The following is a 16238-nucleotide window of genomic DNA, read 5'->3' on the forward strand; positions in this document are numbered from 1 at the left end:
TTTATCAGCAAAATTCAATTATGTCAACACTATTTTTATTTATTTAGATAAATGTTTGGCAGAATCAGTTAGAGCCTTAAGCAAATTAACGCCGTCCGGACTGCCGAGACCCGTGCAAGCATCCCATCCATGACGTGCCTTATAAGCGCCATGTTCATCTGTGCTGTCATTGTCCCCGCTTGTAATGTCGTGGAAGGCTTTATCTTGAGAAGATAATTGATACAGCTTAGGATTGATAAAACCTGCCGGCTTTCCGATTTTTTCATTAATGATAGCAATTAATCCTGCCCATAGAGGGGCAACCGCACTCGTTCCGCCAACAACAAATTGTTGACCATCAGCAAGAATTTGATAACCTGTCACAGGATCAGCGTCTCCGGCTACATCAGGCACGCCCCGCCCTTTTCTGCTTCCAGGATTGATAGAAGGCGGTACATCAGCCTTTTCTTGCCACTTCGGCAAGTCAAATACGTCGCTTATTCCGCCGCCGGTCGCACCGTTATTTCCTTCATTCCAAACCACTTCTTGTGAAATCGTTCCATTTTTTCCTTCCAGCTTTGTCCCGCCGCAAGCTAACACATACGGGCTTGAAGCTGGAAAATCAACATGGGCTTTGCCGTCATTTACACCGTCAGAGGCGCCGTTGTCACCGGAAGCGCAGCAGACCGTTACACCAAGCGCAGCAGCATCATGGAAAGCTTGGTTCATTGCTTTGATCGATTGCTGAGACCATTGGCTTTCAGGCGCTCCCCAGCTTATTGAAATAACAGAAGGTTTATTCTTTTTATCATGGATAGCGGTTGTAATAGCTTTTAAGAATCCCGCATCAGTATTCGGAGCGAAATAAACAGCGACTTTAACCCCCGGAGCAACAGCAGCTGCTATTTCTATATCCAGAACAACTTCGCCGTCCGGTCCGTTTGGATCGCCTGTTGGTTTATTTTCGCCTCCAGCAACACTGATATCTATCAATTGCGGTTCAGTAACGCCAAGCTTTTTAAAATAAGCTTGAATGTCTTCTTTGCGATAGCCGCCGCCTAACTCAATCATTCCTATGCACTGTTTACTGCAATCTATATTTTCAGGGTAATCATAAAGTTTGGCCACTTCAGTCGGCTTGTAAGAGGCCCCAGACGATTGATTCGCAGAAAATTCGCGGGTTTCCTGGAACATCCGGAAATGCGGCTTCGCCTGCGGACGATTATCAAGGCCAAAGACACCCTGAATAATATCGTTAAGATGGTCAGGAATGTAAACATGTCCAGTGTGGCCGCGATAATTAAAATCCGGATGTTCGTAATGGGCTAGTTCCACTTTAAAGGCTTCGTTAATCGCATTTGCTTTCCCTGATAAAACAACCGTTCCCGCCGGTGCATTGACATCTTCTACTTCAAGGCCGTATTCATTCGCAAATTCTTCAATTTTTTTGATGTCTTCAGAATTTGCACCATACGTGTCGGCAAATTCTTCATGGCTTAAATGCTGGCGCTCTGAAAGCGGCCGGTCTGACAGTTCATTAACCATAGTCTCTAATTTCGATTTAGCCTCATCACGGCGAAGATAGACTGTAACAGATATTCTCTCATTAGGATCAACCGCATCAATTTTCCGCGCATTTTTTGGCAATATGCGCTCACTGCCCTCAAGACGAATATGGTTTGCCATAGTCTTTCATCTCCCTTAAAAGTTTTTGGTAATTTACTATTCATTACCCCAAAAATTCAAAATATTAACTCGTATTTTAGTCTTATTTACTAAGTACTAGTCACGCTGTCCGCGGCTAAAGCATTGTCTTCGCAGGCTCTGACCCTGTAAAAAATTTGCATTAACGGCAAAGCATTTATAAGGCTGTCATAGAATTGTAGATTTCCTTTCCTATTTTTCCTAACGTATCTAAAGCGATATGGGATGCCGCATCTTTGGACAGTGCTGTTATCGTTACTGTCCGATCGTTTGTATACAGAATGCCGACATCGTGTTGACGGCTTAGGGACCAGCCTGTTTTATTTGCCAGTTCCCACTTTGGCATTCCGCCAATCATCTCAGGATCGGGGTCGGGTAAATAAGCCGGCAAGCCATTCCTGATTTGCTGTTTTTTCATAACCTGAATCATCTGCCCGCAAGCATGCCGGGAAAGCATCTTTCCGGTTGCCAGCCTGTTTAATAGCATTGAAACATCCGAGGCTGTTATTATATTTTTCTTATTTGTGTCATAAGGGTAGACGATTAACTTGCGCTGAAATAAACTGTCTTTCATGCCCGCATCTATTAATATCTGTTGTATAGACTTCATACCGACAAGGTCTATAAGCATGTTTGTCGCTGTATTATCACTTTGAATGATCATTAATGTGATTAAATCATAGACAGGCAGCCGGACGCCTGGTGTCAAATGCTGCAAAATACCAGATCCGCCAACAAGGTTTTCCCGCTTCAGCACCACCTCCTCGCTTAAACTGACATGCCCTTTTTCAACAGCTGAAAAAACAGCTGCCATAATAGGGATCTTAATGACGCTTTCAGCCGGAAATGGCATATGTTCATTGTACCCCCAACGCTTGCCGCTATCTAAATCTTCTATAACAACTCCCCAAATGCCTCCCGCTTTCTCAACAAGTGCTGATATTGCCTCTTTTAGTTTGTTCATGACCACCCTCCTGTTTGGATTAAAAAGCAACAAAATTGTCCAATTCTCTTTATTGATTTCTCTATCAGCCAAAAGATACCTCTTGCGCAAAACTTAAAAATATCAATGGATGACTGACTGAAAAAAAGTCTCAACATCCATTTTGCCGCTTCTCCCCCTCTAACGGGATTTTTAATGAGATCCAAAAAAGGGCTGTCCAAAAAGTCAAGTTCATCGACTTTTGGCAGCCCTTTCTTTAAATGCTTATAAACTTTTCATAAAACGATCCATTCTTGTTACAGCTTCCTGGAGTTGTTCAATTGATGTTGCATAAGAACAGCGAACATGCCCTTCCCCGCTTTCGCCAAACACATTTCCGGGAACAACGGCTACACCTTCGGCAAGCAATAATTTTTCAGCAAATTCTTCCGAGGTTAGACCGGTGCTCTTAATCGAAGGAAAAGCATAAAAGGCGCCCCCAGGCAAATAGCAATCAAGCCCTATTTCATTTAAGGAGTCAACAATAAAGTGGCGGCGCTGACGGTAGCTTTGCACCATGTGCCGGACATTTTCCCGGCCGTTTTGAAGGGCTTCAAGCGCGCCGTATTGCGCCATCGTCGGCGCACACATAATTGTATATTGGTGAATTTTCAGCATGCCTTTAATAATGTCTTTCGGTCCGGCTACATAGCCTAACCGCCATCCTGTCATAGCGAAGGCTTTTGAAAATCCGGAAATTAAAATCGTCCTCTCTTGCATTGATGAAAGCGACGTTAAGCTGACTGGCTTATGATCAAAAGTCAGCTCAGCGTAAATTTCATCAGATAAAAGAATGAGATCATGCTTTTCAATAATTTCAGCAACAGCTGCAAGTTCCTGTTCTGTCAATGCCGTTCCTGTCGGGTTATTAGGATTGCAAAAGATAACCGCCTTCGTTTTTGATGTAATCGCTCTTTCTAATTGCTCAGGCTTAAGCTTGAAGTGATCTTCACTTTTTGTATGAACCGAAACCGGTACGCCGCCGGCAAGCTCAACCGAAGGCGCATACGACACAAAGCAAGGCTCAACAACAATCACTTCATCTCCAGGGTTGATAATCGCCCGCAAAGCGATGTCGATTGCCTGGCTTGCTCCAACTGTAACAATAACCTCTTCTTCAGGGTCGTATTTAACGTTGAAGTTATTCTCTAAATAACCTGAAATTTCTTCCCGCAGCGCTAATAATCCCGCGTTTGCAGTGTAAGCCGTATAGCCTTTCTCTAAAGAATGAAAGCTGGCTTCAATGACATGCCACGGAGTGACAAAGTCCGGTTCGCCGACGCCCAAAGAAATGACATTATCCATTTGTGATGCCAAATCAAAAAAGCGGCGAATACCTGACGGCTTCATTTTTTTGACAGTATCTGATAAATAATCTTTCTTTGTTTTTAGATCTATTAAAGTCACGGCGAAACCACTATCCTTTTATCTTCTTGTTCTCCGTCGATAACAACCCCGTCATGTTTATATTTTTTCAAAATAAAGTGCGTAGTTGTAGAAACAACGGAATCCAATGCTGATAGTTTTTCTGAAACAAATTCAGCAACTTCGGCCATTGTCTTTTCTTCGATTGAAACAGACAAATCATAAGTGCCGGACATTAAATAAACGGCTTTCACTTCTGGAAATTTATAAATGCGTTCAGCAACTTTATCAAAACCGACACCGCGCAAAGGGGTTACTTTAACATCAATCATCGCTGTTACCCCATGGTTATCTGAAACTTTATGCCAGTCAATTAATGTTGAATAGCCAAGAATCACTTTGTCTTCTTCAAGCTTATTAATTATTTTTTTTACTTCTTCTTCTTTCAGCTGAGTCATTTTGGCTATTGTTTCAATATCTAAACGGCTGTTCTTCTCTAGTATTTGGAGAATTTCCAATTCCTTTGATTCCATAGGTCACCCACCTGTTTTTCAAATAGTTACTCACACATTATAGCAAACTATTCGGCGAGCAGATGATTTTTTTGTAAATAATAAGGAACCTTTCACCTAAGCAAAAGGTTCCTCTGGATATTGGTTAATAAATGAATCAAAGGCAGCTGTGACCTTTTCTTGCATTCTTGGGTCATGGAATTTGGGATCCAGCAATTCATGTAAAATTTTATTTTTATGTTTAAGAGAAATGGAACTTTCTTTAAGCCTTTGTCGGCATGTAAAAAGAAATTCAAGATAAGCATCATAAGTTTCATCGTATTTTTTTGACAGGCTGTCTCTTATTTTCCGCGCTAAAATAGGACTGGCCCCGCTTGTGGAAACGCTAATGGTTAACCTTCCCCTATTCAATACAGCCGGGAACTCAAAATTCCCTAATTCCGGCTGGCTGGCGACATTAACAAGCTGATGGCTTCCGGCGCTTTCAGCAATTTTCCGGTTCACTGCTCTATCATTCGTCGCAGCAATCACAATAAAGGCGTCAATAATATCTTCTGGCTCAAATACCTTTTGATGCCAGGTGATTTGCCGATTTCGGATAAACGGGTATACAGCTTGAGAAACTTGCGGACTCACAACAGTCACATCTGCATTTGCTTGAACAAGAGAGGCTATTCTTCTCGATGCAACACGCCCCCCGCCAATGACGACAGTTTTTTTCGCCGTTAAGTTGAGATTAATAGGATAATGGCTCATGAATATCCTCTCCAAGCTTAGGAATGAGTTCCCCGATACGCTCTAATAATACGGATTGCAATTTTTTGTGGTAGCCTAGATATTGGCACAAGGTGAATTTTGGACACCGGTTATTTAATTGGTCTATTTCTCTTTGGATGTCTGTCATCAGTATGCCGGTAAAAAGCAGATAAGGCACGACAAGAACTTGTTTGTATCCCGAAGCTTTGGCTTGTTCAAGCCCTTCTTTAAAAGACGGCTTTGCCGCAGTTAAATAGCAGACTTCAACAGACTGAAAACCATGTCTGGTTTGCAGCAATTTCGCAATTTCGTTCATATTATCCTTAATTCCCGGATCGCTGCTTCCCCTTCCAACGAGAAGCACCATGGCATCCTTCGCTGTACGGAGATTGGCGTCATATATTCTTTCAGCCAAAATATCAATAATATTCTCATGAATGCCAAGGGGACCGCCGTAAGCAATCGCTATATGCGGAAACAGCTGTTTAGCCTTTTCCAGTTCTAATGGGATATCCCTTTTGATATGATTTGCCGCAAGAAGCAGCACCGGCTGTACAGCAATTCGCGTTGCACCTCTATGAACACATCGCTTGATGCCTTCGAGAATATTTGGCGCCGCCAATTCCAAAAAACATATTTCTTGAATAGGAATTGAAATTTGATTGATGCAGCTTTCTATAAAAGCTTTCGCCTGTTCAGTTGCTTCCGGAACTCGGCTCCCATGGCCGATATACAAAATCGCCTGCATAATCTCACAACTTTCTTAACTTTTAAGATGTTAACCGTTCTGCTTTATTTTCGGCCGCTTTTTCAAACCATTTAATCTTTTCACGCAGATGAACCACTTCGCCGACAACAATCATTGTCGGATTTTTAATTTGATATTGCTTCGCTTTATCGACGATATTTCCCAATGTCCCGGTAACCGTTTTCTGTTCTTTTGTTGTCCCCCAGTGAATCAGGGCAGCCGGTGTTGATTTCGGACGTCCGTACGCGATGAGCTTTTGTGCAATGTCCGGGAGCTGACTCATCCCCATATAAATGGCCAGCGTGTCAATCCCTTTGGCCAAGCATTGCCAATAATGATCCTCATCCTCTTCTGCTTTCCTATGGCCTGTTACAAATGCGACCGACGAACTGCAGTCTCTGTGGGTTACCGGAATGCCGGCATAAGCAGAGGCGGCTATCCCAGAAGTAATGCCGGGAACCACTTCAAACTCGATGCCGTTTTTGGCAAGCGCTGCTGCTTCTTCACCGCCTCTTCCAAAGACAAATGGATCGCCGCCTTTTAATCGCGTTACCCTTTTTCCAGCCTTGGCGAGTTTGACTAGCCAATGATTAATCGTCTCTTGTTTCATCGTGTGGTAGTTCGGCAATTTCCCGCAATAAATCAAATCAGTTTTCTCGTCTGCGTAATCTAATAATTCATTATTAATTAAATGGTCATATAAAATGGCATCAGCCTCTCTGATGCATTTCATGCCTTTAACTGTGATTAAATCAGGATCTCCCGGGCCGGCGCCGACCAGATAAACTTTCCCCGCCATAAAACCTCTCCCCTCAGTATTTTTTGAATACGCGCTGAAAATGTTAAAGCTTTATTTTGAATTTTTTTATTTCAAACAACAAAAACCTCGTTTTCCAACTTATTTACTTGGTTTTTTAATTTGTTTTTCATTGTAGACAGTTAACAGACCATTGTCAATTAATATTTCAGCCGCTATTTTTAGAAAAAGAGTTTAAAAATTAGTTTGACAATTAGAAACTGTCATGATAAACTCCATTTTAAGTTAAATCATTTGAATAACTCATCTTATTGAGAGTGGCTGAGGGACTGGCCCTTTGACGCCCGGCAACCTGCCCGGCACTCAGAACAGCATTTTCCTGGGTGCGGGCAAGGTGCCAATTCCTGCAAAGCAATTGCTTTGAGAAATAAGATGTTTATCTTATTAAAGGCCTCTCTACTATGTAGCAGGGGCCTTTTTTACTCTTATAAAGGTTCAAAAAATCTTGGACACGAATTAAGAGACATATTAAAAAAGGAGTTGGGGAGAAGATGACAACAGTAATCAGTTCTCATTTAGGTTATCCAAGGATTGGCGAAAACAGAGAATGGAAAAAAACGCTTGAACGATTTTGGTCAGGAAAAATAAACAAAGACACTTTTTTGCAAGACATTGAGGAACTGCGTCTCCATCATTTGCAAAAGCAAAAGGATCAAAACATTGACCTTATTCCAGTCGGCGACTTTTCATTATATGACCATGTCCTTGACACGTCAGTGATGTTTGGCGTGATACCGGAACGTTTTGAATACAGCGGCGGCCCGGTTCCGCTTGAAACATATTTTGCGATCGCACGCGGGAACCAAAAAGCTGTTGCCTCAGAAATGACAAAATGGTTCAATACCAACTATCATTACATAGTTCCTGAGCTTGGCGGAGCCGAACCAAAAATAACTGAAAACCGTCCTTTAAAATTTTATCGTGAAGCAAAAGAAAAGCTTGGCATCAGCGGAAAGCCTGTGATCCTTGGTCCGATTACTTATCTAAAACTCTCCAAAGGCTACAAGCCGGAGGAATTCCAGGCATTGCTTAACAAATTTGTGCCGCTGTATATTACAATTTTACAAGAATTGGAAAAAGAAGGCGTCGAATGGGTACAAATTGATGAGCCTATCCTTGCAACATCATTGGAAGCACAAGATATTGACATATTTAAAGAAACATATGAGGCATTCTCCTCATCATTAACTGACCTTAATATTTTATTGCAAACATACTTCGAGGGCTTAGATCATTATCAAGAAGTTGTCAGCCTGCCAGTACAGGGCATTGGCATTGACTTTATTCATGACGAAGGCGCCAATTGGGCTTCCATAAAAAAATACGGGTTTCCGAAAGACAAAGTCCTTGCTGCAGGCATTATTGACGGCCGCAACATTTGGCGTTCCAATCTTAAAGAAAAACTTGAATGGCTTCAAGAAATCGTTGAAACGACAAGAGTAGAAACACTCTTTGTTCAACCGTCGTCTAGCTTGCTTCATGTACCTGTTACGGTGAAAAATGAAAGTAAATTATCATCTACATTAGCAAATGCTCTATCTTTTGCCGATGAAAAGCTTGAAGAGATCGCCTTATTGACTAAAGGCCTCTGCCAAGGCGCAAGCGCTATTGAGAACGAAATTAACGAAAGCATTGCAGCTGTTGAAGCGATTAACGAATCCATCAGCCGCAATGTCCCTCAAGTTCGCGACGCTATTAGAAACCTTTCAGGATTTTCAAGCAAACGGAATGCTTCCTTTAAAGAGCGCTATAAAATCCAGCTGCAAGAATTCCAGCTGCCGCTCTTACCGACAACAACAATCGGAAGCCTTCCGCAAACACCGGAAGTCAGAAAAGCGAGAAGAGCTTGGAAAAGCGGTGAATGGTCCAATGAGGAATATGATCGTTTCGTCAAAGAACAAATGGATGAAGGGATCAAGCTTCAAGAAGAAATCGGACTCGATGTCCTCGTCCATGGCGAGTTTGAACGGAATGACATGGTTGAATATTTCGGTGAAAAGCTGGGCGGTTTTGAAACGTCTTCTAACGGCTGGGTGCAATCTTACGGCTCTCGCTGTGTTAAACCGCCGTTAATCTATGGAGATGTCCATTTCATTAAGCCGATAACCGTCAAAGAAAGCGTGTATGCGCAATCATTGACTAATAAGCCGGTTAAAGGCATGCTGACAGGACCGCAAACGATTTTAAATTGGTCGTTCGTCCGCGATGATATCCCGCGTCATGAGGTGGCCTACCAAATTGCTTTAGCGCTTAGAAAAGAAGTTGAAACTTTGGAAGCAGAAGGCATTAAGATGATCCAGGTGGATGAACCCGCTTTGCGCGAAGGTCTGCCTTTAAAACAAAACAAATGGGAAGCTTATCTTGAAAAAGCAGTATACGCCTTCAGATTGGCAACATCTTCAGTAAAAGACAGCACGCAAATTCATACGCATATGTGTTATTCCGAGTTCGATGACATCATCGACACCATCAGCGCGCTTGATGCAGATGTTATTTCAATCGAAGCCGCGAGAAGCCACGGTGAAATCATACGCACCTTTGAAGAAAAAGTCTATGACAAAGGCATCGGTCTTGGCGTCTATGATATTCACAGTCCGCGCATACCGGAAGTTAAGGAGATTGAAGATATTTTAAAACGCGCCCTTCAAGTTCTCGACCCTGAATTATTCTGGATTAACCCAGACTGCGGGTTAAAGACAAGAAAGAAAGACGAAGTTGCCGCTTCATTAAAATCAATGGTTGAAGCCGCTAAAAAGATAAGGGAACAACTCGCTGTTTCCAAAGCATAAAAAATGCCTTCAGCAGGCACTGTCTTCAAAAGAAATTGCATGTGCAAACATCCTTACAGGGATAAAAGCGCCTCCAGTTAGAGAAACTATCGACTGGAGGTGTTTTTTATGACACATAAAGAAGAAAACCGCACACATTCCGGTAAGGTAGCATCTTCAGTCAATCCTCAAGGCCTGTCTGAAGATGCCGCTGATCAACAGCCGAAATCACAACTTGAACAAAGAGCTAAGAAGAAAAATACGAAAATTTAAATCTGCAGGCTGCCCTGCGGATTTTTCCTTTTTGTTAATCATTCATTTTCATTTAAATCCTGTTTATTATAGAATAATGTTACTATACATACTTGAAATGCAACTGAAGGAGCATCATTATGTTTGACCCAACCATATATGAAAATCTAAAAGTCGTTATTGAGGGCGCAATATATGAACTTGATCTCAATGGCAGCTTATCGGTTATTGATCGCATTGATAATATTAATTTGGCAAAAATGAACAGAAAGTTCGGATTAACTTTTATGAAAAAAGAGGGCTCTGTAAAAGCACACCTATCACTTAACGCCGATACAAATACATTAGCTTCGGAAATCCTTGAAAAAGACACAGCTTCACTAGGATGCCAGCTTGAAATCACGTTTTATGTTAAAGTCGGGCAACCGAAGACGGACTGTGAATCCATTTTATTTTTGATCAATAAACACTGGAGAAAATACCGGCCGACTGTGACACAGCAATTATCTTATATTTACGGAGAAGATGAAGGGGAATTTCTGAATGCGATCAATATCGTTCTGAATGATCCGATAAACGAATCGCACATTGATGAGATCAAAGATATTTTAGCTGCGGTCATTGATACTTTAACAAGCTTAGAAAATGATTTTAATCCCAAAAGAAAATAAGAGAGCTGTCTTTTTTATGACAGCCCCCCTTAAATTACTCCATTTTTTTATGTCTGCTGATAAGAGCTTCCTATGTTGGCATCTTGGTCATTAATGGATGTATCAACAACATCTAAATCAGAAATAAAATTTAAATTTGCAGGATTTGACATTGCAATGCCGATCGGGAAATAATTATTATTTTGTTTGTAATGAGAGTGCCAGCCAAATACTTGATTTTCACCGTTAAAGGCCCCAAAATTATAAACCGCACTATTAATATTATTTGAATTGAAGGCAATTAAAATGGCCACATCAATCACCACCTTTTTATTTAAAGGCTTTCTTAGTTAGAGTCCTTGCAAAATTGTACCCGGGTTAAAGTCTTGATCATTAATCGGTGTATCAACAACATCATTATCAAGGATAATATTGGCGTTTGCCGGTGACGTGATTAATAAGCCTGCCGGAAAGTTGCTGTTATTTTGTTTGAAATGGTTATCCCAGCCGAAACCTTGGTTCTGTCCATTAAAAATCCCGACGTTATCTGCCACACTGTTAATATTTGTTGTATTATAAAAGATTTCAATAGGCACCCTGCTGTTCTCCCTTCATAAAATTCAATATCGACCCTTTTTATTGATCATCATTTCAGGTCAGTCCAACATCGTTTAATCCTTATTTTTCATCATATTATATGCCCAAATGATTTCAGTGTGAATGGATTGTCAATGTCTATTCGCAGCGTCAATGATCATACTTAATCACTTATCGGATCATGGTGCATAAACTATTTTAATCAATGTTCATTTGCCATTACTCGCTAGTGAACCGTTTGACAAAGTCATGCTCTAATTGATAAAAGGGGGTATAACTTTGGATATCGCCATTCAATATAATAACGCATCGATTAATAGAAGCCAGGGCAACACAGGTTTTTTTAACGGAGAAAATGAAGGGTTTGGATGGGGCTCTCATTTCAAAAGAAACAACAGTGTCGTTGTCATTGGAAATGACGATGATGCCCCGTGCAATATTAATCTTGTCTTTGACAATGATCAGATTGATTTAACAATAAAGGATAATGATTTCAATTTTGGATCTATAGATTAGATTGAATATCTCCTTTTTTTAGCGCTCACTCTGTGTTAAACCGTTTTGACCATTACGCAAATCTAGTCCATATTGGCTTGCCAAACTTTTAGCAGCGGCAGAATGAAAACCTGCACCAAAAAGCGATTACCTAGAAAAAACTTCTAAGCTTTTTTCGAAACTAATGCAAGTGGGATTCCCCTGTTCATTTGATCAATTTATAGGCAACCAAAATATAACATCTTGGGCGATCGTTAATTTAATGATAAAGTAAAAGTTAAGGCATGCACTAATACCCCTATCAAAGAAAGTTAAAAGTTTTGTATAGAATATTTAATAATAGAGAGGTATTTTTTAAATGGCAAGTGATAGTAAGAAGAGCAAAAAAAGGGAGCTGTATCAATGGACAGCGGCATTGATAATAGCTGTTGCAATAGCATCTTTAGTCAGAGGCTTTTTGTTTACTAACTATTTAGTAGAAGGAAAATCAATGATGCCGAATTTACAAGATGGAAACCGTTTAATAGTAAATAAAATTGACTATAAAATGAGTAAACCGCATCGTTTCGATGTGATTATCTTTCACGCTACTAAAACAGAGGATTACGTTAAACGTGTTATAGGTTTGCCCGGCGACAAAATAGCTTATAAGAATGATACTCTTTATGTTAATGAAAAACCAGTTCCAGAACCATACTTAAAGGAAAAGAAGGATGAACTGGCTGCTGGGCAATTAACCGAAGATTTTACTTTAAAAGGTTACACTGGAGTTACCACCGTACCAAAAGGAAAGTTGTGGGTTATGGGGGATAATCGTCAAGATAGTGTTGACAGCCGCAGGTTTGGTTTCATTGACATGAATCAGGTTGTTGGTAAAGCTGTTCTTCGTTATTGGCCGCTGTCTGAATTTGGCTCTATAAAGCAATAGGAATTTTTTACATAACCCTTGTTATAAGAACAGAAACCGATATTGACCCAATAAAAATAAAAAGGGGACGTTGAGCTCGAATCCCAACATCCCCTTATGCTTCAGACTGCGTCTGGAGAATACTATTTCCATTTGCGGCAGATTATCTCTTTCTTGGAATCGTCAAGGTCTGCCAATCCCTGTCTTTTATTTGTTTGGCAATATAGACAATTTGTCCGATGTGATATGAGTAATGGTACATTTGCCGCTCGATCGCCTCTATAACAGAATGCGGCTCATTTCTTATAAAAACAGTTCTCATCAGATCTTCTTCAGTTAACTGAGCGATAACATTGAATAAGCATCCCCAGCCCATCTCCCATTTAGTCATCAGTTCATTTCGAGAGTTAATATCATTAATGAATTCCTCGTCCCTATGACGGCTGGCTTTTTCGCCATCCGTTGTAAATAAATCTGTCCATCTGGAGATCATATTGCCGCTCATATGCTTTATAATAACGGCTGCACTATTGGATTCCTCATTTGGGCACCAATTTAAATCGTTTTCATTTAGCTGATCAATGGCCCTTTCGGCGGTCTTTTTCATTTCTGTAAACCTTTGATGTACAACACGCAAATACTCATTCGCTATTTTATCCAATGAAACGTCCTCCTTATGGAAAGCAGCTGCCCTAGAATTTGTTTGCAAAAAACATGGGAATTCAGAGTGAATGCCCATGTTTTTATATTAATTTCTCAGTTACGCTGATGCATTAATTTTTGGTTTTCGCGTCAGGCTCAAAATACCGGCAATGAGATAGAGAACGGCAGGAACAAAGCCGACTCCTGAAGAAATGAGAGTTGTCAATACACAACCTGCAATAAATAAAACGCCGGCGGCTTTCGGTTTTTTATTGCCTTTAATGAAAAATACAGCAATTAAACCGAGAATCAGCCCAATGATTGAAGCTGCAACCAGAATCCATCCGCCGCTCGTTATGAAATGATTAATATCATCAATATCTTTTGATGAAATTGACCCCTCAATAGTTGTCTGCTGTAAACTTTGTTGGAATTTATCATTTCCTCTCAATGAAATCGTAAATAGACCGAACAGCAACATCAGCGCGTTCAGTATCAGACCGATAACACCCATCACAATTTCCGCAGTCCGTTTCATGAGCGCTCCTCCTTTCTAACCGAATTAACTTGTCACATCTCTCTTTTCAAATATTACGATGGCAATACCCATAAATATGACAAAGTAAATGATCAATACAATAATTGAAAATTCCAGCGACATGCCTTTGGCAGGCGGCGACCCCTCTACATATTTGTATAGATCTGTGTTGGTAAAAAATATGTATTTAACAAATCCTTTATCGAACGCAGATAAAAGACTACTGATAATAGAGCCGGCAAACTGAATAATTATACTTAAAGCAATGGCTAAAGCGTTATTCTTAAAGATCGTTGAAAGCATAAAAGCAAAGGCCGCGATCATAATCAGACCAACGAACTTCGATCCGAAGTATTGAAGGAAATGAGTAAAAACCGAGACATCCTTAAGCTTGTCTTGTTCCTCAAAAACAAAACGCGATGACATGTCATCGATCCCAAATACAATCATACCAACAGTAAATGAAACAATCATTAACAATAAAAATAAGATTAGCGCATTGAAAATGACCGACACGTATTTGGCCAAAAGCACTTTCCACCGTTTTAACGGGCGCATTAAGACTAATTTGATTGTTCCCCAAGAGTATTCTTGCGAGACGATGCTTGACGCTATAATAATAATAAAGAGCGTAATCAAGCCCGAATAACCTAAGGTTTCATTAACAAACCCAACGGCAGTGTCACTATACATTGGCGGAATATTATGGTTAATCCGGTACTGATCGAATTTGATTTCTTTTTTTATTTCCGGTTTAAAATCTTCAGGTGTTTTCTTATCAGCCAATTCTGCTTCTTTGCTTGCTATTTCTGTTTTTAAGTGATGTTTCCAATCTTTCGGATGCTTATCGGCAGTTTTTAATGTAATGACTAATGATAATGTGATGCTAGCTGCTAAAATTAACACCATTACCCACAACAGCTTGCGTTTATACAGTTTCATATTTTCATTTTTTACTAATCGCAAAAACTGCATCATAGCTGACCACCTCCTGTTTTGGCCAAGAAGCGTTCTTCAAGGGATTGTTTAAGCGGTTCAATCGCGTAGATGTCCAATTGGTGTTCGACGAGCTTTTGGTTAAGTTTCGGGATTTGCTTATAAGCGATATTTACGAACAGCCGCCCGTCCTCCGCCCTTGCGGCAATATTTAAATCATTCAGAATGCCAATTGCCTTATCTTGAGGAACCACGCGCAACGCCATCGTTATCGTTTCATCTTCGCTATTATCTTGGCGGACATTTTCAACATCTGTAATCACACCGTTTTGAATAATAATAATTCGGTCACATAAAAGTTCCACCTCAGATAAAAGATGGCTTGAAACAAAGACAGCAATATCTTCTTCCCTTGCTAACCGTCTCAGGTAATCTCGTATTTCTCGTATACCTGATGGGTCCAACCCGTTTGTCGGTTCATCAAGAATAAGCAAGTCGGGGGAATGCAATAAAGCTTGAGCAATGCCCAGCCTCTGCCTCATGCCTAATGAATAGGTCTTGACTTTATTTTTAATCGCCCCTTCTAAACCTACCAGTTTCGTAACCTCTTTAATTCTTTGTTTGTTAACCGGCCCCATCATGCTTTGAAAGTGCACTAAATTGTCAAATCCGGACAGGAACTGATACATTTCGGGATTTTCAATCATTCCCCCTACTTTTTTAAGCGCCGCTTCTTTATGTCTTCTCACGCTTTTTCCATTAATTTTAATATCGCCTTCCGATATTGACATAAGGCCGACCATCATTCGCATTGTTGTTGTTTTCCCGGCACCGTTTGGCCCAAGAAATCCTAGAATTTCGCCTTTGTGAATATCAAAATTTAAATCCTTTACAATCTCCCTATTGCCCATTCGTTTCGTTAAGTGTCGAATTTTCGCTACTGGCTCCGCCATGATTTCACCTCTGCTTATTAACTTTTTATTTTGAAAAAACATAAAAAAATCTACTCATATTAGTAGAAAAATCTTGGTGAATGATTGTACAGCAGTTGTAAGTATGGTAGGTTTAATTGGAAACAAGAAACAGAAGTTCAGTTACTATAATAAAGCAAACATGGAAAAATTCAAGAAAAAATTTCATGAATTAGATATTTAAGGATATATATCACAGCACGGCAATTGGCTCAAATATCACTATTCGAACTATTTGTTCCTTCGATTTTTAATCATCTTTCATCATTAATTCTCTTATCTTAAGTCTTTGCCTTTCATTCTCTCTATTTCTTTTTGCTGTTTCTTTTGATAAGCATCCCTGCCTGATGCCCATTCGCCTAACAGTATGATAAGTCCTAATATAAATGGTATCCATTCTGTATGATGAGGGAGGCCTTTCATGATAAAACACCATGTTACAAATATAATATAAGCGGCTGGAAAAATTGCGCCCAAAATCGCAAACCTCTGCTTAGATAAGAAATAATGTATTCCTATAATTACTAAACTGGCACCTATGTCAAGGACACAATAAAAAAAGAGATTAAGCACCTAGAAGATGATTCCTATATTGAATAGGGGTCATCTTATTTAGGTT

Annotated in this window: 19 protein-coding genes and 1 riboswitch; of the genes, 5 read left to right on the forward strand and 14 right to left on the reverse strand. The window is 40.2% G+C overall.

Annotated elements, in window-relative coordinates; genetic code table 11:
• Positions 1 to 39: 39 nt before the first annotated feature.
• The 7 genes from JOD45_RS14805 to cobA all read right to left on the reverse strand — a co-directional run bounded on the left by JOD45_RS14805 (position 40) and on the right by cobA (position 6845).
• The gene (locus JOD45_RS14805) at positions 40 to 1665 is read right to left on the reverse strand and encodes a S53 family peptidase (protein ID WP_205004686.1); all 1626 of its coding nucleotides are present in this window, start codon (positions 1663 to 1665) and stop codon (positions 40 to 42) included.
• 175 nt (positions 1666 to 1840) lie between these two features.
• The gene (locus JOD45_RS14810; RefSeq protein WP_205004687.1) at positions 1841 to 2647 is read right to left on the reverse strand and encodes a serine hydrolase; all 807 of its coding nucleotides are present in this window, start codon (positions 2645 to 2647) and stop codon (positions 1841 to 1843) included.
• A gap of 243 nt (positions 2648 to 2890) precedes the next feature.
• Complete coding sequence (locus JOD45_RS14815) at positions 2891 to 4063, reverse strand: aminotransferase (protein WP_205004705.1); 1173 nt, start codon at positions 4061 to 4063, stop codon at positions 2891 to 2893.
• 5 nt (positions 4064 to 4068) lie between these two features.
• Positions 4069 to 4563 carry an Lrp/AsnC family transcriptional regulator gene (locus tag JOD45_RS14820; RefSeq protein ID WP_205004688.1) on the reverse strand — a complete coding sequence of 165 codons (495 nt, stop codon included), beginning with the start codon at positions 4561 to 4563 and terminating at the stop codon, positions 4069 to 4071.
• Positions 4564 to 4659: 96 nt separating this feature from the next.
• Positions 4660 to 5298: an NAD(P)-binding protein gene (locus tag JOD45_RS14825; RefSeq protein WP_205004689.1), complete on the reverse strand. Its 639-nt coding sequence runs from the start codon at positions 5296 to 5298 to the stop codon at positions 4660 to 4662.
• On the reverse strand, positions 5279 to 6046 hold the full coding sequence (locus JOD45_RS14830; RefSeq protein ID WP_205004690.1) for a sirohydrochlorin chelatase: 768 nt from the start codon (positions 6044 to 6046) through the stop codon (positions 5279 to 5281). Before JOD45_RS14830 ends, JOD45_RS14825 begins: the two co-directional genes overlap by 20 nt.
• Before the next feature lie 22 nt (positions 6047 to 6068).
• Positions 6069 to 6845 (reverse strand): uroporphyrinogen-III C-methyltransferase, encoded by a 777-nt coding sequence (gene cobA, locus JOD45_RS14835; protein WP_205004691.1) that lies wholly within the window; start codon positions 6843 to 6845, stop codon positions 6069 to 6071.
• A 263-nt stretch (positions 6846 to 7108) separates the two neighbouring features.
• Positions 7109 to 7237, forward strand: a riboswitch (SAM riboswitch).
• Between the two features lie 117 nt (positions 7238 to 7354).
• Here cobA and metE point away from each other — a divergent pair.
• From metE to JOD45_RS14850, 3 genes are all read left to right on the forward strand, one after another.
• On the forward strand, positions 7355 to 9652 hold the full coding sequence (metE, locus tag JOD45_RS14840) for a 5-methyltetrahydropteroyltriglutamate--homocysteine S-methyltransferase (protein WP_205004692.1): 2298 nt from the start codon (positions 7355 to 7357) through the stop codon (positions 9650 to 9652).
• Between the two features lie 108 nt (positions 9653 to 9760).
• Entirely contained in the window at positions 9761 to 9904 is a 144-nt protein-coding gene (sspL, locus tag JOD45_RS14845) for a small, acid-soluble spore protein L (RefSeq protein WP_205004693.1), read from the forward strand.
• Between the two features lie 119 nt (positions 9905 to 10023).
• Positions 10024 to 10554, forward strand: coding sequence for a hypothetical protein (locus JOD45_RS14850; protein WP_205004694.1), 531 nt, complete (start codon positions 10024 to 10026; stop codon positions 10552 to 10554).
• Positions 10555 to 10601: 47 nt separating this feature from the next.
• On the opposite strand, the gene JOD45_RS14855 is transcribed toward JOD45_RS14850, so the two are convergent.
• Together JOD45_RS14855 and JOD45_RS14860 are read right to left on the reverse strand one after the other, a co-directional pair.
• Positions 10602 to 10847, reverse strand: a complete 246-nt coding sequence (locus JOD45_RS14855; RefSeq protein WP_205004695.1) for a hypothetical protein — start codon at positions 10845 to 10847, stop codon at positions 10602 to 10604.
• 36 nt (positions 10848 to 10883) lie between these two features.
• Complete coding sequence (locus JOD45_RS14860; RefSeq protein WP_205004696.1) at positions 10884 to 11129, reverse strand: hypothetical protein; 246 nt, start codon at positions 11127 to 11129, stop codon at positions 10884 to 10886.
• Between the two features lie 280 nt (positions 11130 to 11409).
• On the opposite strand from JOD45_RS14860, the gene JOD45_RS14865 reads away from it, so the two are divergent.
• Both JOD45_RS14865 and lepB read left to right on the forward strand, forming a co-directional pair.
• Positions 11410 to 11646, forward strand: coding sequence for a hypothetical protein (locus tag JOD45_RS14865; RefSeq protein WP_205004697.1), 237 nt, complete (start codon positions 11410 to 11412; stop codon positions 11644 to 11646).
• Positions 11647 to 11983: 337 nt separating this feature from the next.
• On the forward strand, positions 11984 to 12553 hold the full coding sequence (gene lepB / locus JOD45_RS14870; protein ID WP_205004698.1) for a signal peptidase I: 570 nt from the start codon (positions 11984 to 11986) through the stop codon (positions 12551 to 12553).
• Positions 12554 to 12695: 142 nt separating this feature from the next.
• On the opposite strand, the gene JOD45_RS14875 is transcribed toward lepB, so the two are convergent.
• The 5 genes from JOD45_RS14875 to JOD45_RS14895 form a co-directional block, all read right to left on the reverse strand.
• Positions 12696 to 13193 (reverse strand): DUF1572 family protein, encoded by a 498-nt coding sequence (locus JOD45_RS14875; RefSeq protein WP_275583983.1) that lies wholly within the window; start codon positions 13191 to 13193, stop codon positions 12696 to 12698.
• A 99-nt stretch (positions 13194 to 13292) separates the two neighbouring features.
• Positions 13293 to 13712, reverse strand: a complete 420-nt coding sequence (locus JOD45_RS14880) for a DUF4064 domain-containing protein (protein WP_205004700.1) — start codon at positions 13710 to 13712, stop codon at positions 13293 to 13295.
• A 24-nt stretch (positions 13713 to 13736) separates the two neighbouring features.
• On the reverse strand, positions 13737 to 14690 hold the full coding sequence (locus JOD45_RS14885) for an ABC transporter permease (protein ID WP_205004701.1): 954 nt from the start codon (positions 14688 to 14690) through the stop codon (positions 13737 to 13739).
• Complete coding sequence (locus JOD45_RS14890) at positions 14687 to 15601, reverse strand: ABC transporter ATP-binding protein (RefSeq protein WP_205004702.1); 915 nt, start codon at positions 15599 to 15601, stop codon at positions 14687 to 14689. Before JOD45_RS14890 ends, JOD45_RS14885 begins: the two co-directional genes overlap by 4 nt.
• Positions 15602 to 15895: 294 nt before the next feature.
• On the reverse strand, positions 15896 to 16042 hold the full coding sequence (locus tag JOD45_RS14895) for a hypothetical protein (protein ID WP_205004703.1): 147 nt from the start codon (positions 16040 to 16042) through the stop codon (positions 15896 to 15898).
• Between the last annotated feature and the right edge of the window lie 196 nt (positions 16043 to 16238).

This window comes from Scopulibacillus daqui (assembly GCF_016908855.1).
In the GTDB taxonomy this organism is placed as follows: domain Bacteria; phylum Bacillota; class Bacilli; order Bacillales; family Sporolactobacillaceae; genus Scopulibacillus_A; species Scopulibacillus_A daqui.

Coding starts and splice junctions, on each gene's coding strand:
- JOD45_RS14805 (WP_205004686.1), bottom strand. CDS start 1,665: ATGGCAAACCATATTCGTCTTGAGGGCAGTGAGCGCATATTGCCAAAA.
- JOD45_RS14810 (WP_205004687.1), bottom strand. CDS start 2,647: ATGAACAAACTAAAAGAGGCAATATCAGCACTTGTTGAGAAAGCGGGA.
- JOD45_RS14820 (WP_205004688.1), bottom strand. CDS start 4,563: ATGGAATCAAAGGAATTGGAAATTCTCCAAATACTAGAGAAGAACAGC.
- JOD45_RS14825 (WP_205004689.1), bottom strand. CDS start 5,298: ATGAGCCATTATCCTATTAATCTCAACTTAACGGCGAAAAAAACTGTC.
- JOD45_RS14830 (WP_205004690.1), bottom strand. CDS start 6,046: ATGCAGGCGATTTTGTATATCGGCCATGGGAGCCGAGTTCCGGAAGCA.
- cobA (WP_205004691.1), bottom strand. CDS start 6,845: ATGGCGGGGAAAGTTTATCTGGTCGGCGCCGGCCCGGGAGATCCTGAT.
- metE (WP_205004692.1), top strand. CDS start 7,355: ATGACAACAGTAATCAGTTCTCATTTAGGTTATCCAAGGATTGGCGAA.
- sspL (WP_205004693.1), top strand. CDS start 9,761: ATGACACATAAAGAAGAAAACCGCACACATTCCGGTAAGGTAGCATCT.
- JOD45_RS14850 (WP_205004694.1), top strand. CDS start 10,024: ATGTTTGACCCAACCATATATGAAAATCTAAAAGTCGTTATTGAGGGC.
- lepB (WP_205004698.1), top strand. CDS start 11,984: ATGGCAAGTGATAGTAAGAAGAGCAAAAAAAGGGAGCTGTATCAATGG.
- JOD45_RS14880 (WP_205004700.1), bottom strand. CDS start 13,712: ATGAAACGGACTGCGGAAATTGTGATGGGTGTTATCGGTCTGATACTG.
- JOD45_RS14885 (WP_205004701.1), bottom strand. CDS start 14,690: ATGATGCAGTTTTTGCGATTAGTAAAAAATGAAAATATGAAACTGTAT.
- JOD45_RS14890 (WP_205004702.1), bottom strand. CDS start 15,601: ATGGCGGAGCCAGTAGCGAAAATTCGACACTTAACGAAACGAATGGGC.
- JOD45_RS14895 (WP_205004703.1), bottom strand. CDS start 16,042: ATGAAAGGCCTCCCTCATCATACAGAATGGATACCATTTATATTAGGA.